At 73.4% G+C, this 23397-nt stretch carries 15 protein-coding genes; 6 read left to right on the forward strand and 9 right to left on the reverse strand.

All coding sequences use genetic code 11. The features are described from left to right. The first annotated feature begins 222 nt into the window (after positions 1-222). Positions 223-1440 carry a TOMM precursor leader peptide-binding protein gene (locus AB0F77_RS00235; RefSeq protein WP_361938811.1) on the forward strand — a complete coding sequence of 406 codons (1218 nt, stop codon included), beginning with the start codon at positions 223-225 and terminating at the stop codon, positions 1438-1440. Continuing rightward, complete coding sequence (locus AB0F77_RS00240) at positions 1433-2806, forward strand: AarF/UbiB family protein (protein WP_361938814.1); 1374 nt, start codon at positions 1433-1435, stop codon at positions 2804-2806. The genes AB0F77_RS00235 and AB0F77_RS00240 overlap by 8 nt, the downstream gene beginning before the upstream one ends. 132 nt (positions 2807-2938) lie before the next feature. Here the strand turns inward: AB0F77_RS00240 and AB0F77_RS00245 are convergent, their stop codons facing one another. From AB0F77_RS00245 to AB0F77_RS00260, 4 genes are all read right to left on the reverse strand, one after another. After that, the gene (locus AB0F77_RS00245; protein ID WP_361938817.1) at positions 2939-3262 is read right to left on the reverse strand and encodes a hypothetical protein; all 324 of its coding nucleotides are present in this window, start codon (positions 3260-3262) and stop codon (positions 2939-2941) included. Then, the gene (locus tag AB0F77_RS00250) at positions 3259-3627 is read right to left on the reverse strand and encodes a WhiB family transcriptional regulator (protein ID WP_361938819.1); all 369 of its coding nucleotides are present in this window, start codon (positions 3625-3627) and stop codon (positions 3259-3261) included. The genes AB0F77_RS00245 and AB0F77_RS00250 overlap by 4 nt, the downstream gene beginning before the upstream one ends. A gap of 175 nt (positions 3628-3802) precedes the next feature. Next, the gene (locus AB0F77_RS00255; protein ID WP_361938822.1) at positions 3803-4123 is read right to left on the reverse strand and encodes a hypothetical protein; all 321 of its coding nucleotides are present in this window, start codon (positions 4121-4123) and stop codon (positions 3803-3805) included. Between the two features lie 162 nt (positions 4124-4285). Then, positions 4286-6484 carry an ATP-dependent DNA helicase UvrD2 gene (locus tag AB0F77_RS00260; RefSeq protein WP_361938825.1) on the reverse strand — a complete coding sequence of 733 codons (2199 nt, stop codon included), beginning with the start codon at positions 6482-6484 and terminating at the stop codon, positions 4286-4288. A gap of 183 nt (positions 6485-6667) precedes the next feature. On the opposite strand from AB0F77_RS00260, the gene AB0F77_RS00265 reads away from it, so the two are divergent. Then, positions 6668-6910 (forward strand): mycoredoxin, encoded by a 243-nt coding sequence (locus AB0F77_RS00265; RefSeq protein ID WP_361938828.1) that lies wholly within the window; start codon positions 6668-6670, stop codon positions 6908-6910. Positions 6911-7009: 99 nt separating this feature from the next. Here the strand turns inward: AB0F77_RS00265 and nudC are convergent, their stop codons facing one another. From nudC to AB0F77_RS00290, 5 genes are all read right to left on the reverse strand, one after another. Continuing rightward, complete coding sequence (gene nudC, locus AB0F77_RS00270; protein WP_361938831.1) at positions 7010-7954, reverse strand: NAD(+) diphosphatase; 945 nt, start codon at positions 7952-7954, stop codon at positions 7010-7012. Between the two features lie 154 nt (positions 7955-8108). Next, the gene (locus AB0F77_RS00275; protein ID WP_361938834.1) at positions 8109-9512 is read right to left on the reverse strand and encodes a dipeptidase; all 1404 of its coding nucleotides are present in this window, start codon (positions 9510-9512) and stop codon (positions 8109-8111) included. A 9-nt stretch (positions 9513-9521) separates the two neighbouring features. Continuing rightward, positions 9522-12992 (reverse strand): ATP-dependent DNA helicase, encoded by a 3471-nt coding sequence (locus AB0F77_RS00280; protein WP_361938837.1) that lies wholly within the window; start codon positions 12990-12992, stop codon positions 9522-9524. 90 nt (positions 12993-13082) lie between these two features. Continuing rightward, positions 13083-16385: an ATP-dependent DNA helicase gene (locus tag AB0F77_RS00285; protein WP_361938840.1), complete on the reverse strand. Its 3303-nt coding sequence runs from the start codon at positions 16383-16385 to the stop codon at positions 13083-13085. A 301-nt stretch (positions 16386-16686) separates the two neighbouring features. Further along, positions 16687-17070 carry an MGMT family protein gene (locus AB0F77_RS00290; RefSeq protein WP_361938843.1) on the reverse strand — a complete coding sequence of 128 codons (384 nt, stop codon included), beginning with the start codon at positions 17068-17070 and terminating at the stop codon, positions 16687-16689. 186 nt (positions 17071-17256) lie between these two features. Here AB0F77_RS00290 and AB0F77_RS00295 point away from each other — a divergent pair, with 186 nt between their 5' ends. From AB0F77_RS00295 to AB0F77_RS00305, 3 genes are all read left to right on the forward strand, one after another. Further along, on the forward strand, positions 17257-20001 hold the full coding sequence (locus AB0F77_RS00295; protein ID WP_361938846.1) for a lysylphosphatidylglycerol synthase domain-containing protein: 2745 nt from the start codon (positions 17257-17259) through the stop codon (positions 19999-20001). Between the two features lie 72 nt (positions 20002-20073). Beyond that, positions 20074-21612, forward strand: a complete 1539-nt coding sequence (locus AB0F77_RS00300) for an alpha/beta hydrolase (protein ID WP_361938849.1) — start codon at positions 20074-20076, stop codon at positions 21610-21612. 135 nt (positions 21613-21747) lie between these two features. Continuing rightward, the gene (locus AB0F77_RS00305; protein WP_361938852.1) at positions 21748-23310 is read left to right on the forward strand and encodes an alpha/beta hydrolase; all 1563 of its coding nucleotides are present in this window, start codon (positions 21748-21750) and stop codon (positions 23308-23310) included. Positions 23311-23397: the final 87 nt, after the last annotated feature.

Below are 23397 nucleotides of genomic sequence, written 5' to 3' on the forward strand. Positions count from 1 at the left end.
TGCACATGGGGGAAGTCCCGGCTCCGGGACGGTTCGGTGCTGATCCGGTATCTCACGATCGATTCGTACGACGATCATCCACCGCCTGTGGGCAACTTTCGGCACCGGATCGCGGCGGCGGGCATGCTGGCAGTCGCCGGGCGGGATGCGACCGATTCCCCCGGCGGACCACCGATGTCCCGGAACGATGTCCCGGAACACCCATGTCGACGGGGGGCTGTCATGCATCCGCAGGTGAAGCCCGCGCTCAGGCGCGGCTGGCGCGACCTCAACACCGTGCAGTTCGGGATGACACCGGCGCACGCGCTGACGCTCGGCCCGATGGACACGGCGACGGGCAGCTTCCTGGACCTGCTCAACGGCACGCGCGGGGTTCCGCTGCTGCGGGAGGAGGGACGGCGGATGGACCTGCCCGACGGCCATGTCGACCTCCTGGTGCGGCGGCTGGCCCGGGCGGGACTGCTCGACGACGCGCGGGGCGGGGGCCCGGCCGCGGACGCGCTGCGGGAGAAGAAGGACGTCCTGGACCGGCTGCGCCCGGACCTGGCGTCGCTCTCCCTGGTCTCGTCCGAGCCGGGTGGCGCGATCGGCCGGCTCGCGGCCCGCCGTCGGCTGCGCGTCCAGGTGAGGGGTGCCGGCCGGGTCGGTGCGCTGCTGGCCTCGGTGCTGTCGGGCGCGGGCGTCGGCGAGGTCGACGTGCGGGACGTCGGCCGGGTCGAACCGTGGGACGTCGCACCGGGCGGGCTGCCCGCCGGGTCGGTGGGCGAGCGCCGGGACGAGGCCGCGCGCAGGGCCGTGCGCGCGGCGGCCCCGGAGCGCCCACCACGCGGCGCGGGCCACGGTTCAGGGCGGCACGACGGCGACCCCGGGTTCTCCCTGGTCGTCCTCGCCCCGCGGGACGATGTCGTCGTGCACACCCCGGACCCCTTCGCCGCCGACCCGCTCATGGAGTCGGGAACGCCCCATCTGTACGCGGGTGTCGTGGAGGGGACCGGGATCGTGGGCCCCCTGGTCCTGCCCGGCGGGACGAGCTGCGCGGGCTGTCTCCACCAGGACCGCACGGACCGGGACCCGGCCTGGCCCCGGCTGGTCGCCCAGTGGCGTTCCGGGAGGTCGCGCACCGTGGCACCCTGCGACATGGCACTGGCGACAACGGTCGCCGGGCTCGCGGCGGCCCACGCCCTGGCCTTCCTCGACGGGGAGTCGCCGTCGACCGCGGGCGCCCGCTGGGAGGTGTCCCTGCCCCATCTGAACTGGCACGCGCGACCGGTCTGGCCGCATCCCGCATGCTCCTGCGGGGCGGCGGAGAAGGCTAAAGGGGAACACTCCTCAACGGACGCGGAGCCGCACGAGACAATGGCGGTGCAACGGCCGTCGACGGAGCGACCACGCACGGCAGACGCGGCTCGGCCGGCTGGGACTTGGAGGGCGCATGTCTGATCTTCCCCGCAAGGCGGTCACCCGGACCGCCAAGCTCGCCGCGCTCCCGCTCGGCTTCGCCGGCCGGGCCACCTGGGGCCTGGGCAAGCGGATCGTGGGCGAGTCCGCGGAGATCGTCGGCCGCGAGCTGCAACAGCGGACCGCGGATCAGTTGTTCAAGGTCCTCGGGGAGCTGAAGGGCGGCGCGATGAAGTTCGGGCAGGCCCTGTCCGTCTTCGAGTCGGCGCTGCCCGAGGAGGTCGCGGGCCCCTACCGGGCGGCCCTGACGAAGCTCCAGGACGCGGCGCCGCCCATGCCGACCCGCACCGTGCACGCGGTGCTGGAGGAACAGCTCGGCACGAACTGGCAGGAGCTGTTCACCGAGTTCGAGGACAAGCCCGCGGCGGCGGCCTCGATCGGCCAGGTGCACCGGGCGGTGTGGCACGACGGCCGTGAGGTCGCGGTCAAGGTGCAGTACCCGGGCGCGGGTGACGCCCTGCTGTCCGACCTCACCCAACTCAGCCGCTTCGCCCGGCTGTTGGGCCCCCTCATCCCGGGCATGGACGTCAAGCCGCTGATCGCCGAACTCCGCGACCGCGTCTCGGAGGAGCTGGACTACGGCCTGGAGGCGCAGGCCCAGCAGGCCCACGCGGAGGAGTTCGCGGACGATCCGGACATCGCGGTCCCCGCGGTGGTGCACCAGTGCGAGCGGGTGCTCGTCACCGAGTGGATCGACGGCGTCCCGCTCTCGGAGATCATCACCGACGGCACCGCCGAACAGCGCGACCGCGCCGGCCAGCTCCTGGCCCTCTTCCTCTTCTCGGGCCCGGCCCGCACCGGCCTGCTGCACGCGGACCCGCATCCGGGCAACTTCCGTCTGCTGCCCGGCGGCCCGAAGGGCGAGGACGACTGGCGGCTCGGCGTCCTGGACTTCGGCACGGTCGACCGCCTCCCCGGCGGCCTGCCGGAACCGATCGGCGAGGCCCTGCGGATGACGCTGGACGGCGAGGCCGAGGCGGTCTACGAGATGCTCCGGGCCGAGGGCTTCGTCAAGGAATCGATAGAGCTGGACCCGGACGCGGTGCTCGACTATCTGCTGCCGATCATCGAGCCGGCCCTGGTGGACGAGTTCACCTTCACCCGCTCCTGGATGCGCAGCCAGGCGGCCCGCATCGGCGATCCCCGCTCCCCCGCCTACCAGCTGGGCAAGCAGCTCAACCTGCCCCCGGCCTATCTGCTGATACACCGGGTGACCCTGAGCACCATCGGCGTGCTGTGCCAGCTGGGCGCGACGGTGCGGCTGCGGCAGGAACTGGAGGAGTGGCTTCCGGGCTTCGTCCCGGAGGTGGAAGCGGTGGACGAGGAGGAGTCGGCGGAGCCTGCGTGAGACCGGCCCGACCGGGGACCTGCCCGGGCCGGTGCCAACGCGCCGCGGGGGCCGGTCCGTTCGGACGGACCGGCCCCCGCGGGGAAGTCGTCGCCCCCCGTCTCGGGGGGCCACCGCTTCAGGTGTGGTCGGTCACTGCATGACCGCCATGGCGAGTGCCCGGCGGGCGCGCAGCGACGCGCGCTCCGCACGGCGCTGCATCCGGCGAGCGGTCGCCAGGCGCACGGCCCGGCGCTCCCGCTCCGCCTCGTGCAGCCTGTCGTGCATATGCGCACGAGCCAGGGCTTCTGGGATGAGTTGCATCTCTCGGGTCCTGTTCTGACGCGAGTCGGTCGCGCCACTGGTGGTGACGTATGGGGTCGCGGAGCCTGCGGGCTCGCTGGTGGACGGCTTCATCGGGGCCTGCTTCGTGGGGTCGTGCGTGACGGGGCGATCGATGGTTCCTGTGATGTTCATGCCGTGACCGGGTTCTTGCGCGGGCGGCCACGCGGCCGCTTCCGGGCGACGACAACACCCTGGACGAACAGTTCGCCGCCCCAGACGCCCCAGGGCTCACGCCGCTCCTTGGCGCCGGCGAGGCAGGCCTCGATCAGCGGGCAGGTGCGGCAGAGGGACTTGGCGTACTCGACGTCGGCCGGGGTCTCGGCGAAGAAGACCTCCGGGTCGTAGGAACGGCAGGGGACGGGTACGCCGAGGTTCTCGATGGCGTCGTCGAGCGCGGTGAGCGCCGTGAGCGGGGTCAAGGTGGAGTCCTCCGTGAGGCCGGGCGGGGGGATCGTCTCGGAAGGCGGGACGGACGGGGCGTGCGCTTCGAGTTGCACGGATCGTCTTCCTCGTCTGGTCGTTCCGGTCGGGTGGGACCGGGTGGCGGCTGGTACCGGGTTGTTCTCTTGTCCCGAGGCCCCTTCGCCCGTTGTCCAAGTTCCTGGACAAACAGAAGGGCCGCGGATCCCGGGTGGGGTTCCGCGGCCCTGAAGGCGCCGGCCTGATCGACGATCAGGCTGGATCACTCCAGGGGTCTGGCCCACGGAAGGCCCACATCAGGTGGTGCTGCGTCGTCTGCTTCCGGCTTCCGGCACCGGCTGCCGTAAAGGCATAGGCCTGCGCCTGTGCCGCTACTGCTTCCAGTGCCTCGGTCGGTCGCTCATTGCGCTCACGGACGGGAAGGACCGCGAGGGAAACGGAGGACTCCGAACGCACGGCGGGAACACCGGACAGACCGGTGCCCGGGACAGAGGCGCCGAGCGTGCACAGGGAGACGGCCGAGCGATCGCTCGTTTTGGCCGTGCCGATGGTGCTGATGTCGATGCTGATCACTGGACTCGCCTCCTCTCGGCGTCTCTGGGACTGGGGGTGAGCCAGTCCGTTCGGATATGCAAGTACAACACGGAATCGGTGCCTCCGAGAAGGCCGCCGCTTCCGTGCCTAGAACCTATGGGGATTGCCGGGGCATGCGCAAACTATTTTTGCGACGAGTTCTCAAAGACCCTCACCGGCGCCTTCGACACCCTCCCCACCTGCGCAGATGGCCAGAACTTCGGCCCCGTACCGGTTGAGCTTGCGCACGCCGACGCCGGGGATGCGGGCCAGCTCGGCGTCGTCCTCGGGGGCGGTCTCGGCGATGGCGATGAGGGTCTTGTCGGTGAACACGCAGAAGGCCGGCTGTCCGCTGCGCCGGGCCTGCTCGGCGCGCCAGTCGCGCAGCCGCTCGTAGAGGCCCTCGTCCATGTCGGAGGGGCAGTCCTCGCAGCGCATCAGTTTCATCTCGCCGGCGTCGGTGAGCGTGCGCCCGCACACCCGGCAGCGGGCGGGGGTGCGCTGTGCCCGCCGGGGCGCGGCGACACCCGCGACCGCCCGGCCGCGCTCGATGCCGCCGGAGGCAGCGGCGGCCGCGCGGCCGACGGCACCCGTGGAGCCGGGGCGCAGTCCGTCGAGGAAGCGGCTCGGTCTCCGGTTGGCCCGGCCGCCCGGGGCCCGGGTGAGCGCCCAGGAGACATGGAGGCGTTCTCTCGCCCGGGTCACGCCGACGTAAAGGAGACGGCGCTCCTCCTCGATCTGTTCGTCGGTCCTGGCGTAGGTGATCGGCATCATGCCCTCGGCCACGCCGACGAGGAAGACGACGTCCCACTCCAGGCCCTTGGCGGAGTGCAGCGAGGCCAGGGTGACGCCCTGGACGGTGGGGGCGTGCTGGGCATTGGCCCGCTCGTCGAGTTCGGCGACGAAGTCGGACAGGGTGGCGCCGGCGCGGGCGGCGGCGAAGTCGTGGGCGAGGTTGGCCAGCGCGGCCAGCGACTCCCAGCGTTCCCTGACGGCGCCGGAACCGGCCGGGGGTTCGCCGGTCCAGCCCTCCCCCGACAGGACGGCGCGCACCTGGGAGGGCAGGTCCACGGCGTCGTCCAGGAGGGAGTCGTTGCCGCCGAAGCGGGCGGCGCCGCGCAGGGCGACGCCGGCCTTGCGGACCTCGGGGCGGTCGAAGAACCGCTCGGCGCCGCGCAGCTGGTAGGGGACTCCGGCGTCGGCGAGGGCCTGTTCGTAGGTCTCGGACTGGGAGTTCGTGCGAAACAGGACCGCGATCTCGGCGGCCGGGACGCCCGAGTCGATCAGCTCGCGGATGCGGCGGGCGGCCCCCTCGGCCTCGGCGGGCTCGTCGCCGTACTCGGTGTAGACGGGTTCGGGGCCCGGCTCCCGCTGGGAGACGAGTTCCAGGCGGTGGTCGGCGGCGCGGCCGTGGGCCTGGGCGAGCAGGCCGTTGGCGAGGCGGACGACCTGGGGGGTGGAGCGGTAGTCGCGGACCAGCTTGACGACGGTGGCGCCGGGGTGGCGGACGCGGAAGTCGAGGAGGTGGTCGGGGGTGGCGCCGGTGAAGGAGTAGATGGTCTGGCTGGCGTCGCCGACGACGCACAGGCTGTCCCGCTCGCCGAGCCACAGTTCGAGGAGGCGCTGCTGGAGGGGGCTGACGTCCTGGTACTCGTCGACCACGAAGTGCTGGTACTGGGAGCGGACCTGTTCGGTGATGTCGTGCCGGTCCTGGAGGATCGCGACGGTCAGCAGCAGGACGTCCTCGAAGTCGATGACGGCGCGGTCGCGCTTGAGGTCCTCGTACACCGAGTAGACCTGGGCGATCTCGGCCGGGTCCCGGGGGGCCTCGCGGCCCGCCTTGACGGCGGCGAGGGGATAGTCGGCGGGGACGGTCTGGGTGACCTTGGACCATTCGATCTCGGCGGTGACGTCGCGCAGCTCGCCCCGGTCGAGGCGGATGCGGCAGGCGGCGGCCGCGTCGGCGACGAGCTGGATCTTGCGGTCGACGAGCCGGGGCATGGAGCCGCCGACCGCCTTCGGCCAGAAGTACTGGAGCTGGCGCAGGGCCGCGGAGTGGAAGGTGCGGGCCTGGACGCCGTAGGCGCCGAGCTGGCGCAGCCGGCCGCGCATCTCTCCCGCGGCGCGGTTGGTGAAGGTGACGGCGAGCACGCTGGAGGGCTGGAGGATGCCCGCGCGGACTCCGTAGGCGATGCGGTGGGTGATGGCCCGCGTCTTGCCCGTACCGGCGCCGGCCAGCACGCACACCGGGCCGTGCAGGGCGGTCGCCACCTCGCGCTGCTCGGGGTCGAGCCCTTCGAGCACCGCGTCGGCGGAGTCCGGTACCCGCGGGAAGAGGGTGGAGTGCGTTGCTGCTGTCACACCGCCATGCTGCCAGGTCGCCCGGGACGGCTGTGCCGGTTGTCCACAGGGACGGCCTCGCGGTCGTACTGATGCGGCAGGCGTCCCGGCGGCGGCGCATACCCCCCTCGGGAATGGCGGCCGGGCCGTGTGCGTTCATCGACTGGACGTCCTTCACCGACCTGCCTAAGGAGCGCGAGAGACATGCAGGGCACCGTGACGATGTACAGCACGACCTGGTGCGGCTACTGCCGTCGGCTGAAGAGCCAGATGGACCGCGAGGGCATCGCGTACAGCGAGATCAACATCGAGCAGGACCCGGAGTCCGCGGCGTTCGTGGAGAAGGCGAACGGCGGCAACCAGACGGTTCCCACGGTGCTCTTCGCGGACGGTTCGACGCTCACGAACCCGTCGCTGGCGCAGGTGAAGGAGAAGATCGGCGCGTGAGGCGCGGGGCCGGCCGGCCCCGTTCCGCGTTCGGCGAGAGGCGGTCCCCGAGGTGTTCGGGGGCCGCCTCTCCTCATGCCGGGGTTCGCCGGTGGAGCCTCAGACGAAGCTCCGGGTGGGCAGCGGCTTGCCGTACCACAGCTCGATGAGGCGGGCGGCGATGGAGATGCCGTAGGGGGGCAGCACCTCACCGGACTCGAAGGCCGCGCGCAGTTCCTCGCGGGAGAACCAGCGGGCCTCGTGGATCTCGTCGCCGTCGACGTCGATCTCCGTCGAGGTGGCGTGCGCCATGAACCCGAGCATCAGGCTGGACGGGAACGGCCAGGGCTGGCTGGCGACGTACTCGACGGGGCCGACGGTGATGCCGGCCTCCTCGGAAACCTCGCGGCGCACCGCCTGCTCGATGGACTCGCCGGGCTCCACGAATCCGGCGAGCGTCGAGAAGCGGCCCTCGGGCCAGTGGACCTGGCGGCCGAGGAGGATGCGGTCGTCCTGGTCGGTGACGGCCATGATCACCGCGGGGTCGGTGCGCGGGTAGTGCTCCGCGCCGCAGGCGGGGCAGCGGCGGATGTGCCCGGCGGCGGCGATGACCGTGCGTTCACCGCAGCGGGAGCAGAAGCGGTGGGTGCGCTGCCAGTTCTCCAGGCCGACGGCGTGCACCATGAGGCCGATGTCGCGGGCGGACAGGAGCAGTCCGGCCTCGCGCAGGCCCGCCGCGCGGGCGGACTGGTCGATGCGGCCGGGCAGGGCGTCCTTCTGGAGCGCGAAGTAGCTGACGCCCTCCTCGTCGGTGCCGAGGAAGTAGCGGTGTGCCTCGGTGAGCGGGGCCTCGAAGGAGGGGGTCATGACGAGTTCGGTGCGCCCGTCGGGCGTCTCGTCGATCAGGACCTGGCCGCCGGAGACCACGAAGCAGCGGGTCTTGGGGTGGCTCCACGCCGCGGCGAGCCAGGCTTCGTCCAGGCGGTGGTGGGCGGCCCGGTCGACGCCGCTCGGGGCGGTGAGCGAGATGGGACGGTCGGCGGTGTGGTCGGTCCAGGTGGTCACGGGTGCTTCCAACTCCCCCAGTGCAACGGTTTGTTTCGGTGGGTGGTTCGGCGGGTCGTAGGGGCGGGAGGGGACCGGGGCGGGCGCGGGCTGACCGTGCGGGGCGGTGCTTCCAGTGTGCCCCGCGCGCGGCGGGCGTCCGAGCGGCGCCGGATCAGGGGGCACGGCGCCAGTTCAGGGCGAGGTCGTCCCACAGGTAGGCGGTGGTCTCGACGCCCTTGAGGAGCAGGTCGAGTTCCACCTTCTCGTCGGGGGCGTGCCAGCCGTCGGAGGGGACGGAGATGCCGAGGAACAGGACGGGGGCGCCGAGGACCTCCTGGAGGTCGGCGGCGGGTCCGGAGCCGCCCTCGCGGGTGTGGCGGACCGGGGTCTGGAAGGCGCGGCCCATGGCGCGGGTCACGGACTGGAGGGCGGGGTGGTCGAGGGGGGTGAGGCAGGGCCGTGTGGCCGCGCCGAAGACGATCTCGCAGCGGATGCCCGCGGGCACCCGGTCGGCGGCCCACGCGCGGACGGCCTTCTCGATGTGGTCGGGGTCCTGTCCGGCGACGAGCCGGAAGGACAGCTTGACCAGGGCGGAGGACGGGATGATCGTCTTGCTGCCGGGGCCCTGGTAGCCGCCGCCGATGCCGTTGACCTCGGCGGTGGGGCGGGCCCAGATGCGCTCCAGGGTGGTGTGTCCGGCCTCGCCATGCGTGGCGTGCGACCTGGCGGTCTCCAGCCACTGCCGTTCGTCGAAGGGCAGCTCGGCGAAGAGGGCGCGTTCCCGGTCGGTGAGGTCGACGACACCGTCGTAGAAGCCGGGGATCGCGACCCGCGCGTGGTCGTCGTGCAGGGCGGCGACGAGGCGGGCCGCCGCGGTCGCGGGGTTGGGCACCGCGCCGCCGAAGGAGCCGGAGTGGATGTCCTGGTCGGGGCCCTGCAGCCGGATCTCGCACTCGGCGAGGCCGCGCATGCCGGTGCAGACGGTGGGGGTGTCCGCGGACCACATGCCGGTGTCGGAGACGATCACGGCGTCGGTGGCGAGCCGGTCGGCGTGCTCCTCGACGAGGGCCCGGAAGTGCGGGGAGCCGGACTCCTCCTCGCCCTCGACGAGCAGCTTCAGGTGCACGGCGGGGGCGGTGCGGCCGGTGGCGGCGAGATGGGCGCGGACGCCGAGTGTGTGGAAGAACACCTGGCCCTTGTCGTCGGCAGCCCCGCGCGCGTAGAGGCGTCCGTCCCGCACGACGGGCTCGAAGGGGTCACTGGCCCAGCCGTCCTCGCGGGCGGCGGGCTGGACGTCGTGGTGGCCGTAGACGAGGACCGTGGGGGCCTCGGGGTCGCCGGCGGGCCACTCGGCGAAGACGGCCGGGGCGCCCGCGGTCTCCCAGACCTCGGTGACCGGGAAGCCGGTCTCCGCGAGCTTGGTGGCGAGCCAGTCGGCGCTGCGGCGGACATCGGGCGCGTGGTCGGGCTGGGCCGACACGGAGGGGATGCGCAGCCATGCGGCGAGATCGTCGAGGAAGGCGGCACGGTGCTGCTCGATGTACGCGCGGACGGCGTTGTCCGGGGTCTGGCTCATGCTTCGAGCCTATCGGCCCGCGGGGACTTCCCGGTCGGGCGGTTCGTCACACTCGGTCTCCCCGGTGAGCAGGCGTTCGAGTGCGGGACGGTCGGGGAGGTCGGGGCGTACGACCTCGCCGGTGCGCACGTACAGGAAGGCGGCCGTGACCGATTCGGGCGGGACGCCCTCCTGTTCGGCCCAGGCGAGCCGGTACACCGCGAGCTGGAGCGGGTCCGCGGTGCGGGTGCGGCTGGTCTTCCAGTCGAGGATCTCGTACGTCGCCGTGTCGCCGTCGCCGGTCCGGTAGACGGCGTCGATGCGGCCCCGCACGACACGGCCGGCCAGGGTGAGCTGGACGGGGACCTCGACGCGGTGGGGGGTGCGGCGTGCGTACTCGGTGCGTTCGAACGCCTCCTTGAGGGCTTCGAGGTCGCGTTCGTCGGCGATCTCCGCGTCGGTGCCGGGCAGCTCGTCCGGCTCCAGCATCGGGAGCGTCAGCTCCTCGAAGCGTGCCTCCACCCACGCGTGAAAACGGGTGCCCCGGCGCGCGGCGGGTTGCGGGGGGCGCGGCATGGGACGCGCGAGTTCCTGGGCGAGCGCGTCCGGGTCCTCGGCCAGGCGCAGCAGCTGGGTGGCGCTGAGGGTGGCGGGCAGGGGGACGTCGGTGACGCTGCTGCGGACGCGCAGGAGTTCGTCGGTGAGGGCGTCGAGGTCACGGTCCCAGGAGGCGAGGGTGCGGGCCTCCTCGGGGGTGAGGGGTTCGTTCTCCGGTGCGGCGGGGCCGGTGACGTCCGGCGCGGTGGCGGGCGGCACGGTGGGGGCGCCCGCCTGGTGCGGGACCGTGGGACGGTCGGGGCTCCATTCGTCCCAGCCGGTGGGGTCCTCGACGTCGGGTTCGTCGCCGAAGGGGTCCTCGTCGTCGGGCGGCGGGGGCCAGTCGGGGTCGTCGTGGCTGTCGGCGTCGTGGACGGCGGGCGGGCGGACGGTCTCCTGGGAGGCGAGGGCGTCCAGGTGGGCGAGGACCGTCCTGGCGGCCTCACGGCGCCGCAGCAGGGCGTCGGCGTCGAGCGGCAGCGGCCACGCCTCGTCGCCGGTCGCGCGGTGCAGGGCGGGGTTCTCCTCGTCCTCCTCGGGGGCGTCCGCCCATGCCTCGATCTCGCCGTGTCCGGCGGCGCAGTGGTCGTGGAGGGCGAGCAGGAAGTCGGAGGGGCCGCGGGGCCGCTTCTGGGCGGGGCCCCACCAGTGGCCGGAGCCGAGGAGCAGGGAGCGGGGGCGGGTGAAGGTGACGTAGCCGAGGCGCAGCTCCTCGGTGTGCTGGTGCTCCTTCATGGCCTCGTGGAACGCCTTCATGCCCCGGGAGTCCCACGCGTGGACGTCGGGCAGGGTGTCGCTGTCGCCGCGCAGGGCGTGCGGCAGCGCCTTGGCCTGGGCGGTCCACTTCTCGCGGCCCTGGGCGCTGGGGAACGTGCCGGTGACCAGGCCGGGGACGGCGACGACGTCCCACTCCAGGCCCTTGGACCTGTGGGCGGTGAGCACCTTGACGGTGTTCTCGCCGCCGGGCAGGGCGTTGTCGAGGCCCTTCTCGTACTGCGCGGCGGTGCGCAGGAAGCCGAGGAAGGCCAGCAGGGTGGCCTCGCCGTCGCCCGCGGCGAAGGAGGCGGCGACGTCGAGGAAGTTGGACAGGGTCTCGCGGCGGCGGGCGGCGAGGGCGTGCGGGGACGCCGACAGTTCGATTTCGAGGCCGGTGACGGCGAGGACGCGGTGCAGGACGTCCATGAGCGGGTCGGACAGGGAGCGGCGCAGATCGCGCAGTTCGGTGGCGAGGCGGGCGAAGCGCACGCGCGCGTCGGACGAGAACGGCAGCCCGTCGTCGTCGCCCCGGCCGTCCATGGGGGTCTCCAGGAACGTGTCGAGGGCGTCGGCGAGCGAGATCACCTCGGCGGGGTCGACGCCTTCCACGGCTTCGGCGAGCCTGCGGTCCGGGTCCTCGTCGGCTCCCACGCGTGTGGGGGCCACGAGCAGGCGGGCGCGTCGGCCCAGGAGGGCGAGGTCGCGGGGGCCGATGCGCCAGCGCGGGCCGGTGAGCAGCCGGACCAGGGAGGCGTTGGCCCCGGGATCCTGGAGGACCTCGCAGACGGCGACGAGGTCGGCGACCTCGGGCAGGTGCAGCAGTCCGGAGAGGCCGACGACCTCGACGGGGACGTCCCGGGCGACCAGGGCGCCCTGGATCTCGGCGAAGTCGCCGGCCGTGCGGCACAGGACGGCGATCTCGCCGGGTGCCTTCCCGGTGCGCACCAGGTGCGCGATCGAGTCGGCGATCCAGTCGATCTCCTCCGCGTGGGTGGGCAGCAGGGCGCAGCGGACGATGCCGTCGCGTTCGGCGCCCGGGGCCGGGCGCAGCGCCTCCACTCCCGCGTGCAGGGCGCGCAGGGGGGCGGCGAGGCCGTTGGCCAGGTCCAGGAGGCGACCGCCGCTGCGGCGGTTCTCGCTCAGGGACTGGCGGGTGGCGGGGCCGCCGTCGGCGCGGGCGAAGTGCTCGGGGAAGTCGTCGAGGTTGGCGACGGATGCGCCGCGCCAGCCGTAGATGGCCTGGCAGGGGTCGCCGACGGCGGTGACGGGGTGGCCGGTGCCGTCGCCGAACAGGCCCGCGAGCAGGACGCGCTGGGCGACGGACGTGTCCTGGTACTCGTCGAGGAGCACCACGCGGAACTCGTCGCGCAGGACGCGCCCCACCTCCGGGACGCGGGCGAGCCGCGCGGACAGGGCGATCTGGTCGCCGAAGTCGAGCAGGTCGCGTTCGCGTTTGGCCGCGCGGTAGCGCAGGACGAGGTCGGCGAGTTCGCGGCGGGCGGCGGCCGTCTCGGGGACCTTGCGCAGGTCGGCGTTGCTGAGCCGGGTCCCTTCCAGGGTGTGCAGCAGTCCGGCGTCCCAGGTGCGCAGGTCCTCGGGGCGTACGAGGTGTTCGGACAGCTCGGCGTCGAGGGCGAGCAGGTCGCTGACGAGGTCGGCGAAGGAGCGGGTGAGCGCCGGGTAGGGGCCGGGCGCCTCGCGCAGCACACGCGCGGCGAGCTGGAAGCGGGTGGCGTCGGCGAGGAGGCGGGAGGACGGTTCCAGTCCGATGCGCAGCCCGTGGTCGGTGAGCATGCGGCCCGCGAAGGCGTGGTACGTGGAGATCACCGGTTCGCCGGGCGGGTCGTCCGGGTCGATGACGTCGGGGTCGGTGACGCCGGCCTTGACCAGTGCCTTGCGGACGCGTTCGGCGAGTTCGCCGGCCGCCTTGTTGGTGAAGGTCAGGCCGAGGACCTGTTCGGGGGCGACCTGTCCGGTGCCGACGAGCCACACCACGCGGGCCGCCATGACGGTCGTCTTGCCCGAGCCCGCGCCGGCCACGATCACCTGCGGGGCGGGCGGCGCGGTGATGCAGGCCGTCTGCTCCGGGGTGAACGGGATGCCGAGGAGCTCCTTGAGCTGCTCGGGGTCGGTGATGCGGGGGCGCATGGTCACGAGGCTAGCGGCGGCCACCGACAGCCCGTCCGGCCGGGCGGCCGGGCCCGGTGCGGCACGGGTCGGCGGCCGGGGTGCGGCGGGTCACTCGACGACGTGCCGGCCCTCGGGGCGTGCGCTGCACGAGGCCCGGAAGGCGCAGTGCGCGCAGTGCTGGCCGGTGGTGGGCGTGAACCGTTCGTCGAGGACCTTGCCCGCCGCGGTGGCCAGCAGATCGCCGACCCACTCCCCCTCCAGGGGCTCCTGGGCCTGCACCTTGGGCAGGGTCTCGCCGCCGTCCTTCCGCGCGGCGCCCTGCCGCAGCTGCACGAGTTCGGCGCCGCCGGGTTCGGGGCGTACGCCGTCGAAGGCGTCGTCGACGGCGCCCTCGCGGACGGCGAGCTGGTAGACGGCCAGCTGGGGGTGGCGGGCCACCTCGGCCGAGCTGGGCGCTTGTTTGCCGGTCTTGAAGTCGACGACGTAGGCGCGGCCCCCGGCGTTCGCCTCGACGCGGTCCATCTGGCCGCGGACGCGGACCTCGTAGTCGCCCGCTTCGAGGGTGACGTCGAAGTCGTGCTCGCTGGCGACCGGGGTGCGCCCGGTGCGGTCCATGACGTGCCACTTCAGGAAGCGTTCGAGCGCCACGCGCGCGGTGGCCTTCTCCTGCTCCGACTTCCAGGGCGCGTCGAAGGCGAGCGCGTTCCACACCGATTCCAGGCGTTCCATCAGGACGGCGAGGTCGGCGGGGGTGCGTCCGGAGGCGACCTCGTCGGCGAGGACGTGGACCACGTTGCCGAAGCCCTGGGCGGCGGTGGCGGGCGCGTCGGCCTTGACCTCGCGGCCGAGGAACCACTGCAGGGAGCAGGTGTTGGCGAGCTGGTCGAGGGCGCTGCCGGACAGCACGACGGGCTGGTCGCGGTCGCGCAGCGGCACCTTGTTCTCGGTCGGGTCGTCCATGCCCCACCAGCGGTAGGGGTGGGCGGAGGGCACCAGGGGGCGGCCGTCCTCGTCGGCGAGCGCGGCGAGGCGGGCCAGGCGGCGGGCGGCCGCCTCGCGCAGCGTCGCGGACGCGCGCGGGTCGACGGTCGTGGCGCGCAGCTCGGCGACCAGCGCGGCCACGGACAGGGGGCGGCGGGGGCGGCCGGTGACGTCCTGGGGTTCGACGCCGAGTTCGGTGAGGAACCGGGAGGGCTGGTCGCCGTCGTCCGCGGGGGCCTTCACGGCGGTGACGACGAGGCGTTCCCGCGCGCGTGTGGCGGCGACGTAGAACAGGCGGCGCTCCTCGGCGAGCAGCGCGCCGGGGGTGAGCGGTTCGGCGAGTCCGTCACGGCCGATCCGGTCGGCCTCCAGGAGGGAGCCGCGGCGGCGCAGGTCCGGCCAGAGCCCTTCCTGGACGCCCGCGACGACGACCAGGCGCCATTCGAGGCCCTTGGCGCGGTGCGCGGTCATCAGGCGGACGGCGTCGGGGCGGACGGCCCGCCGGGTGAGCGTGTCGGCGGCGATGTCCTCGGCGTCGACCTCCTCAAGGAAGTTCAGGGCGCCCCGTCCTCCGGTGCGCTCCTCCGCGCGCGCGGCGGTCGCGAACAGGGCGCACACGGCGTCGAGGTCGCGGTCGGCGTTGCGGCCCGCAGCGCCGCCGCGCCGGGAGAGCCGTTCCAGGCGGGAGGGCCACGGTGTGCCGTTCCACAGGGCCCACAGGGCCTCCTCGGCCGTGCCGCCGCCGGCGAGGCCCTCGCGGGCCTTCCGGAGCAGGCCGCCGAGGCGCTGGGCGCCGCGCGCGTAGGCGGGGTCGTGGGCGACCAGCCGCTCCGGTTCGGCGAGGGCCCGCGCGAGCAGGTCGTCGGAGGGCGGCGGCAGCGGGTTGCCGCCGGCCCGTTCCTCCTCACGCAGGGCGCGGCCGAGGCGGCGCAGGTCGGCGGCGTCCATGCCGGCGAGCGGCGAGGTGAGCAGGGTGAGCGCGGTCTCGGTGTCGAGCCACGAGGTGTCCGGGGCGGGCTCGTCGCGCGCGGGGCGGGCGGCTTCCGCCGTGGCGACCGCCCGCAGCGCGGTGAGCAGGGGGGCGACGGCGGGTTCGTGGCGCAGGGGCAGGTCGTCGCCGTCGATGTCCAGGGGCACGCCCGCGGCGGTGAGGGCGCGGCGGACGGCGGGGATGCGGGCTCCCGCGCGGACCAGGACGGCCATGTCGCTCCAGGGGACGCCGTCCTCAAGGTGCGCCCGGCGCAGGACGTCGGCGACGTGCTCCAGCTCCGCGCCGGGGCTGGGGTAGGTGTGCACGTCGACGCGGCCGCCGTCCCGCACGGGGGCGAGGTCGCGGTGGGCGCGGACCTTGTCGGCGGGCAGCCGGGTCAGGGTCATCCGCCGGGTGAGCAGCCGGGTGGCGGACAGCAGGTCGGCGCCGGAGCGGCGGGAGGTGCCCAGGACCTCGACGGGGGCCGGGCTGCCGTCCACGCGCGGGAAGGCGGCGGGGAAGTCCAGGATGCCGTTCACGTCGGCGCCCCGGAACGTGTAGATCGACTGGTCGGGGTCGCCGAGGGCCACCAGGGTCCGGCCGCCGCCCGCCAGGGCGTGCAGGAGGCGGACCTGGGCCGGGTCGGTGTCCTGGTACTCGTCGACGTACACGGCGTCGTAGCGGGCGGCCAGGTCGGCGGCGACCTCGGGGCGGTGGGCCAGCAGCACGGCGCGGTGGACGAGTTCGGCGTAGTCGAGCACGCCCTGGAGGTCGAGCACGTCCAGGTACTCGGCGAGGAAGGCGGCCGCGGCCCGCCAGTCGGGGCGGCCGATGCGGCGGGCGAAGGCGTCCAGGGCGCCGGGGCCGAGGCCCAGCTCCCGGCTGCGGGCGAGGACCGCGCGGACCTCGTCGGCGAAGCCCCGGGTGGTCAGGCAGGCGCGCAGCTCGTCCGGCCAGCGCACATGGGTCAGTCCGAGCCGCTCCAGCTCCGGCTCACCGGCGAGCAGTTCGCGGACGGTCACGTCCTGCTCGGGGCCGGAGAGCAGGCGCAGGGGCTCCGCGAACAGTTCGCTGTCCTGGTGGGCGCGGACCAGGGCGTAGCAGTACGAGTGGAAGGTGGTCGCCCGGGGGGCGCGGGCGGCGCCGACGCGCCGGGCCATGCGGTCGCGCAGTTCGACGGCGGCCTTGCGGCTGAAGGTGAGCACGAGGACGCGCTCGGGGTCCGCGCGGGCGGCGATCCGGGCGGCGACGGACTCGACGAGTGTGGTGGTCTTGCCGGTGCCGGGTCCGGCGAGCACCAGGAGCGGGCCGGTGCGGTGGTCAACCACCGCGCGCTGGGCGGCGTCCAGACGAGGGGGGACGGCTTCGGCCGGCGGGGTCCGCACCAGCCGGTAGGCGCCACGGTTCCCCTGCCGCACCCGGTGGTGCGGAAGGTGCCCGGTGGAGGAAGGGAAGCTCACGTGGTTCGCCGGTCCTGGTGCTGGTGCTCGGGGCTGTCTCGGTCGGCGCGCGGCGCCGGGGGCGGTCGGGTGACGGGTACGCGGGCCGTCGTACGGGAAGGGCGGTGACCGCGGGGTGGGCGGGACACGCACCGACGCTACGCCGTCGCCTCGGACGGAAGCAGGGCTTCGGCCTGTTCCCTCCCGGCGCACGCGGCACGCGCGTCCCACGCTTCTCGAACGTACGGCATGCCACGGGCGTCCCCCGTGTCACCCGTACGGGCCACGGGTTCCCCTCGGAGCCCTCCGATGGCGGAAGCTGTCAGGTGTGACCCTCCGCGTCCTCGCCGTCCCACCGCGCGCGCCGCATGTCGATCCGCGGCAGGTGGCCCTCGGCGGCTCTGCTCGCCTCCCTCAGCGGGGTGCCCTCCGCGCGGTACTGATCGAGCGCCCGCAGCTCGTGCCCCGGGAGGAGCACCCCGTCGGAGCGCACCACGCGCCACCACGGGACGGCGCCCCCGTAGAGGGCCATCACCCGGCCGACCTGGCGCGGGCCGCCCTCCCCCAGCCACTCGGCGACGTCGCCGTACGTCATGACCCGGCCGGGCGGGACGCGCTCGGCGACGTCGAGGACCCGCTCGGCGTACTCCGGCAGCGCGTCGGCGGGGCGCTCCTCGGTGTCCTCCGGAAGCCTCTGCTCGCTCATTCGACCCATCCTGCCCCACCTGACCGACAACGTGACGCCCCCGGCGCCGCGGCTCTCCCTCGCCCTCCGGCGGCGCTTCGGGCAGACTGTGCGCCCCCGCAGGTGCACCCTGGCACCCCTGTGTGTCGGTGGGGCATGCCACCATCGTGCGGGCGGTGACCGGTGATACGAGATCAAGAAGAGACGATGAACGAGCAGGGCGTGCACCCCGACGGCGGGGAGGGCACCTCTGACGCAGCGGCGCGCCCGGACACCGCCGGTCCCGAGACGAAGCGGCCCGCGGGGGAGGACTCCGGGGCCCGGCCGCCCGTGCCGGACGACGACTGCGGGGAGGACCAGCACACCGACGAGGTGGAGGGTGACGAACCCCTCCTGCCCGCGCGTGTGCACCGTCCCCCGGACCTGATGCGGCTGCTGGTGGGCCTGCTCGCCATCGGTGTGCTGCTCGCCGTCGCAGCCTTCGCCCACGGCACCACCTCGGGCCTCGAACAGGACATCAACAAGGGCACGGGACAGGCGCCCGACCTGCTCATCAAGATCGCGGGGCTGGCGTCCAGCATCGCGATCCTGCTGGTACCGGTCGCGTTCGCCATCGAGCGGCTGATCAAACGGGACGGGCTGCGCATCGCCGACGGCGTGCTCGCGGCGGTCCTCGCCCACGGGGTGACACTGGCCACGGACCTGTGGGTGGCCCGGGCCGCCCCGCACTCCATCCAGGAGGCGCTCACCCAGCCCTCCCCCGGCGACATCCACGCCCTGACCGATCCGGTGCACGGCTATCTGGCACCCGTCATCGCCTACATGACGGCCGTCGGCATGTCCCGCAGACCGCGCTGGCGGGCCGTGCTGTGGATCGTGCTGCTGCTCGACGCGTTCTCCATGCTGGTCACGGGCTACACGACACCGTTCTCGATCATCCTGACGGTGCTCATCGGCTGGACCGTCGCCTACGGGACGCTGTACGCGGTCGGCTCGCCCAACGTGCGGCCCACGGGACGGACCCTGCTCGCCGGTCTGCGGCACGTCGGCTTCCACCCGGTCGGCGCGGCCCGCGAGGAGATCGCCGACACCGAGAACGGCGACCGCGGCCGGCGCTACTTCGTGACCCTGGAGGACGGCCCGCCCCTGGACGTCACCGTCGTCGACCGGGAGCAGCAGGCCCAGGGGTTCTTCTACCGCGCGTGGCGCAACCTGACCCTGCGCGGGTTCGCCACGCGCAGCAGCCTCCAGTCGCTGCGCCAGGCCCTGGAGCAGGAGGCGCTGCTGGCCTACGCGGCCATCGCGGCCGGCGCCAACGCGCCCAAGCTGATCGCGACCTCCGAGCTGGGCCCCGACGCCGTCATGCTCGTCTACGAGCACACCGGCGGGCGCACCCTGGACTCGCTGGCGGACGAGGAGATCACGGACGATCTGCTGCACCACACCTGGCACCAGGTGCGGGCGCTGCAGTCCCGGCGCATCGCGCACCGCAGGCTCGCGGGCGACGCGATACTGGTGGATCGTTCCGGCGCGGTGATCCTCACCGATCTGCGCGGCGGCGAGATCGCGGCCGGTGACCTGCTGCTGCGCATGGACGTCGCCCAGCTGGTCACCACGCTCGGGCTGCGGGTCGGCGCCGAACGGGCGGTGGCCTCGGCGGTCGGTGTCCTCGGTCCCGACGCCGTCGCCGACTGTCTGCCGATGCTCCAGCCGATCGCCCTGACACGCTCCACGCGCGGGACGCTGCGCAGGCTCGCCCGCGAACGGGCCCAGCGCGAGCGCGACGCCGTGATCGAGGCCTCCCGGCAGGCGAAGCTCGCCCGCATCGCGGAGGCGTCGGAGGACACCAGGCCCGCCCTGGAGAACCCCGACAAGAAGACGGTGCGCGCCGAGCAGCGGGCCGAGAAGCGGGCGATCGACGAGGCGCTGGAGGAGGCCCGCGAGGAGGACCTGCTCACCCAGATCCGGCACCAGGTGCTGCGCATCAGGCCGCAGGCCCCCGTCGAGCCGGCCCGTCTGGAGCGTGTGCGTCCGCGCACGCTGATCAGCTTCATCGCCGGCGCCATCGGCGCGTACTTCCTGCTGACGCAGCTCACGCACATCGAGTTCGGCACGCTGTTCTCGCAGGCCCAGTGGGGCTGGGTGATCGCCGCGGTGCTGTTCTCGGCGCTCAGCTACGTCGCCGCGGCCATGGCGCTGCTGGGGTTCGTGCCCGAGCGGGTGCCGTTCCTGCGGACCATCGCGGCACAGGTCGCCGGGTCGTTCGTGAAGATCGTGGCGCCGGCCGCCGTCGGCGGGGTGGCCCTCAACACACGCTTCCTCCAGCGCTCCGGCGTGCGCCCCGGGCTCGCGGTGGCGAGCGTGGGTGCCTCGCAATTGTTCGGGCTGGGCTGCCACATCCTGATGCTGCTGTCCTTCGGCTATCTGACCGGCACGGAGAAGACGCCGTCGCTGTCGCCGTCCCGCACGGTCATCGCGGGCCTGCTGACGGTCGCGGTGCTGGTCCTCGTGGTGACGTCGGTGCCGTTCCTGCGGAAGTTCCTCGTCACACGCGTGAGGTCGCTGTTCGCGGGGGTCGTCCCGCGCATGCTCGACGTGCTCCAGCGGCCGCAGAAGCTCGTCACCGGCATCGGCGGGATGCTGCTGCTCACGGCCTGCTTCGTGATGTGCCTGGACGCGTCGATCCGCGCGTTCGGCGACGACTCGACGTCCCTGAGCATCGCGAGCGTCGCGGTCGTCTTCCTCGCCGGCAACGCCCTCGGCTCCGCCGCGCCGACGCCGGGCGGCGTGGGCGCGGTCGAGGCCACCCTGACCGTCGGACTGATCGCCGTCGGCCTCCCCAAGGAGGTCGCCGCACCGGCCGTCCTGCTGTTCCGCCTGCTCACGCTGTGGATCCCGGTGCTCCCTGGCTGGCTCGCCTTCAACCACCTCACACGCAAGGGCGCGCTCTAGGGGGCCTGGGGCCCGTACCTCTTACGGCCCATGCCCCGAGCGGGCTGACGTGCGCGACCGCAGGATGGATTCATGCCGAAGCCATCGCGGATCCGCGCCGCCCTGACTGCTGCCGCCGTGCTGTCCGCCCTGCTCGCGGGCTGCGGGAGCGACACCGGCGACGGGGATCTGACGGCCCAGGAACTCGACTGGAAGGACTGCCCGGCCCCGTCCGAGGCGGAGGGCGGCGGCAGCGCCCCCTCGCCGCTGCCGGGCGGCACCCCCTGGCAGTGCGCCACCATGAAGGCACCGCTCGACTGGGGTGACCCCAAGGGCGACACCATCGGGATCGCCCTGATCCGGGCCAGGGCGAGCGGACCGGCGGACCGGCGGATCGGCTCGCTGATCTTCAACTTCGGCGGACCCGGCGGCAGCGGCGTCACCACGCTGCCCGCCTTCGGCGAGGACTACGCGAAGCTGCGCACCCGCTACGACCTGGTCAGCTTCGACCCGCGCGGGGTCGGCCGCAGCGACCCCGTCGAATGCGAGAGCAACGCGCAGCTCGACGTGTTCTTCCAGCAGGACGCGACGCCCGACGACAGCGCGGAACGCACCCAGCTCGTGGACCGCACCAGGCGGTTCAACTCGGCCTGCGAGAAGAACTCCGAAGCGGTCCTGCCGCATGTGCGCACCACCGACGCCGCCCGCGACATGGACCTGATGCGCCAGGTGCTCGGCGACGACAAGCTGCACTACTTCGGCATCTCCTACGGCACCGAACTCGGCGGCGTCTACGCCCACCTGTTCCCGAAGCGGGTGGGCCGGGCCGTCTTCGACGCGGTCGTCGACCCCACGCAGAACCCCGAGCAGAGCTCGCTGGGCCAGGCCAAGGGCTTCCAGCTCGCGCTCGACAACTTCGCCGAGGACTGCACGTCGAAGACGACCGACTGCCCGATCGGCGACACCCCGCAGGACGTCAAGGACCGCATCGCGAAGCTGCTCGCGGACCTGGAGAAGAAGCCGATCCCCGGCATCTTCCCGCGTGATCTGACCCAGACCGCCGCGACCAACGGCATCGCGCAGTCGCTGTACTCGAAGGACTTCTGGGAGTACCTCACCGAGGGCCTGGAGGAGGCGTACGACGGCGACGGCAGGATTCTGATGCTGCTGTCCGACTCGATGAACGGCCGTAGCGAGAACGGCGAGTACAGCAACATCACGGCGGCGAACGTGGCCATCAACTGCGCCGACGAGAAACCCCGTTACACACCCGCCTTCGTCCAGGAGAGGCTGCCCGAGTTCCGCGCCGCCTCCCCGCTGTTCGGGGACTTCCTGGCCTGGGGCATGATCAGCTGCACCGACTGGGCGGTGCCCGGCGCGGCCGACCACCCCGACGTGAGCGCGCCCGGCGCGGCGCCGATCCTCGTCGTCGGCAACACCGGCGACCCGGCGACTCCGTACGAGGGCGCGCGCAGGATGGTGGAAGCGCTCGGCAAGGGGGTCGGCGTGGAGCTGACGTACAAGGGGCAGGGGCACGGCTCGTACGACAGCAAGAACAAGTGCGTGCAGGGTGCCGTGGACGGCTATCTGCTGGACGGGAAGGTGCCCGCGGCGGGCAAGGTCTGCTCCTGAACCACCCCGCCTGCCCGATGAAACCGCAGGTCAAAGGGTTATCCACAGGCCGTCACGGGCTGGGTCCGGTCCGCATACCATGGCCTGACCGCTTTCCGCTGACCGATGTGCGGAGGGCCTGTGAGGGGGGTGTGCATGTCGCGATTCGCACGGTGGACGACCGCGGTCGCCGCGGTGGCGCTGCTGGCCGGGTGCGGGGGCGGCCCGTCCGGTGCGGGCGGCTCGGGCGGAGGCGGGGACAAGGGCGGGAACCGGTCGGACGCCTCGTCGGCGCCGCCCGCCGGCCAACCGTCCGTCACCCTGCCCGCGTCGCTCACCTCGCAGAAGCCGGACTGGGGCCGCTGCAAGGGCACGGCCGACTCGCCCGCGCCGGACGGCAGTTGGCAGTGCGCGACGATCAAGGCGCCACTGGACTGGAACAAGCCGGAAGGCGAGACCATCGAGCTCGCGCTGATCCGTTCCCGTGCGACCGGCGGCGACCGCCTCGGATCGCTCCTCTTCAACTTCGGCGGGCCGGGCGGCTCGGGAGTGTCGACCCTGCCCTACTACGCGGACACGGCGTCCGAACTCCACCGGCGCTACGACCTGGTGAGCTGGGACCCGCGCGGAGTCGGCGCGAGCGAGGGGCTGCGCTGCCGCGACGACCGGGACATCCGGGCGGCCGAGACGGTCGACGCGACGCCGGACACCCCGGCCGAGGAGCGGGCGTACTTCCAGGACGCCACCGGCATGGCCAAGGGCTGCGAGCGGGCCGCCGGACCGCTGCTGGCCCATGTCTCGACGACCGACACGGCCCGCGACATGGACCTGATGCGCCAGGTCCTCGGCGACGACGAGCTGCACTACTTCGGCATCTCCTACGGCACCGAACTCGGCGGCGTCTACGCCCACCTGTTCCCCCGGAACGTCGGCCGGCTGGTCCTCGACGCGGTGGTCGACCCGACCGCCGACACGGTGGGCCACGCCGAGAACCAGGCCAGGGGCTTCCAACGGGCCCTGGACGACTACCTCAGGTCGACGGGCCAGGACCCCGAGCAGGGCTCCCGGAAGATCGCCGCGATGCTGGATCGGCTGGACGCCCACCCGCTGCCCACCTCGTCCGGCCGCAAGCTCACCCAGACCCTCGCGGTCACCGGCATCGTCCTCCCCCTCTACAGCAGGACGAGCTGGCCGCAGCTGACCGATGCCCTGAAGTCGGCGCAGGACGGCGACGGTTCACGGCTGCTGTCGCTGGCCGACGACTACAACGAGCGGGACTCCTCGGGCCACTACGGCACGTCGGCCCACTCGCAACGGGCCATATCGTGTCTGGACGACAAGCAGCGGCCCACGCTGGAGGCGACGAAGGCGCTGCTGCCCCGATTCGAGCGGATCTCGCCGGTGTTCGGGGACTTCCTCGGCTGGGACACGGCCGGATGGTGCCACGACTGGCCGGTGGCCGGGCAGTACGACACCCCGGAAGTGAGCGCGCCGGGTGCGGCACCGGTCCTGGTGGTCGGCAACACCAGGGACCCGGCGACCCCGTACGAGGGGGCCCGCAGGATGGCCGACGAACTGGGCAAGGGCGTCGGTGTGGAGCTGACCTGGAAGGGCGAGGGCCACGGGGCGTACGGCAACGGGAACGACTGCGTGGACTCGACGGTCGACGCCTATCTGCTGAAGGGGACGGTGCCGGAGGACGGCAAGGTCTGCTCGTAGCGCCCCCGCCCGGTCCCGGCCCCCGGGCAGCGGAGAGGGGCCCGGCACACAGGGTGCCGAGCCCCTCGGGGACCCGGGAAGGAGCGG

This window comes from Streptomyces sp. NPDC026672 (genome assembly GCF_040638185.1).
GTDB lineage: Bacteria > Actinomycetota > Actinomycetes > Streptomycetales > Streptomycetaceae > Streptomyces.

What these genes read in the sequence shown, in the direction of transcription:
- AB0F77_RS00235 (WP_361938811.1), top strand. Translation starts at nt 223, where the DNA reads ATGCATCCGCAGGTGAAGCCCGCGCTCAGGCGCGGCTGGCGCGACCTC.
- AB0F77_RS00240 (WP_361938814.1), top strand. Translation starts at nt 1,433, where the DNA reads ATGTCTGATCTTCCCCGCAAGGCGGTCACCCGGACCGCCAAGCTCGCC.
- AB0F77_RS00245 (WP_361938817.1), bottom strand. Translation starts at nt 3,262, where the DNA reads ATGAACATCACAGGAACCATCGATCGCCCCGTCACGCACGACCCCACG.
- AB0F77_RS00265 (WP_361938828.1), top strand. Translation starts at nt 6,668, where the DNA reads ATGCAGGGCACCGTGACGATGTACAGCACGACCTGGTGCGGCTACTGC.
- AB0F77_RS00275 (WP_361938834.1), bottom strand. Translation starts at nt 9,512, where the DNA reads ATGAGCCAGACCCCGGACAACGCCGTCCGCGCGTACATCGAGCAGCAC.
- AB0F77_RS00280 (WP_361938837.1), bottom strand. Translation starts at nt 12,992, where the DNA reads ATGCGCCCCCGCATCACCGACCCCGAGCAGCTCAAGGAGCTCCTCGGC.
- AB0F77_RS00290 (WP_361938843.1), bottom strand. Translation starts at nt 17,070, where the DNA reads ATGAGCGAGCAGAGGCTTCCGGAGGACACCGAGGAGCGCCCCGCCGAC.
- AB0F77_RS00295 (WP_361938846.1), top strand. Translation starts at nt 17,257, where the DNA reads ATGAACGAGCAGGGCGTGCACCCCGACGGCGGGGAGGGCACCTCTGAC.
- AB0F77_RS00300 (WP_361938849.1), top strand. Translation starts at nt 20,074, where the DNA reads ATGCCGAAGCCATCGCGGATCCGCGCCGCCCTGACTGCTGCCGCCGTG.
- AB0F77_RS00305 (WP_361938852.1), top strand. Translation starts at nt 21,748, where the DNA reads ATGTCGCGATTCGCACGGTGGACGACCGCGGTCGCCGCGGTGGCGCTG.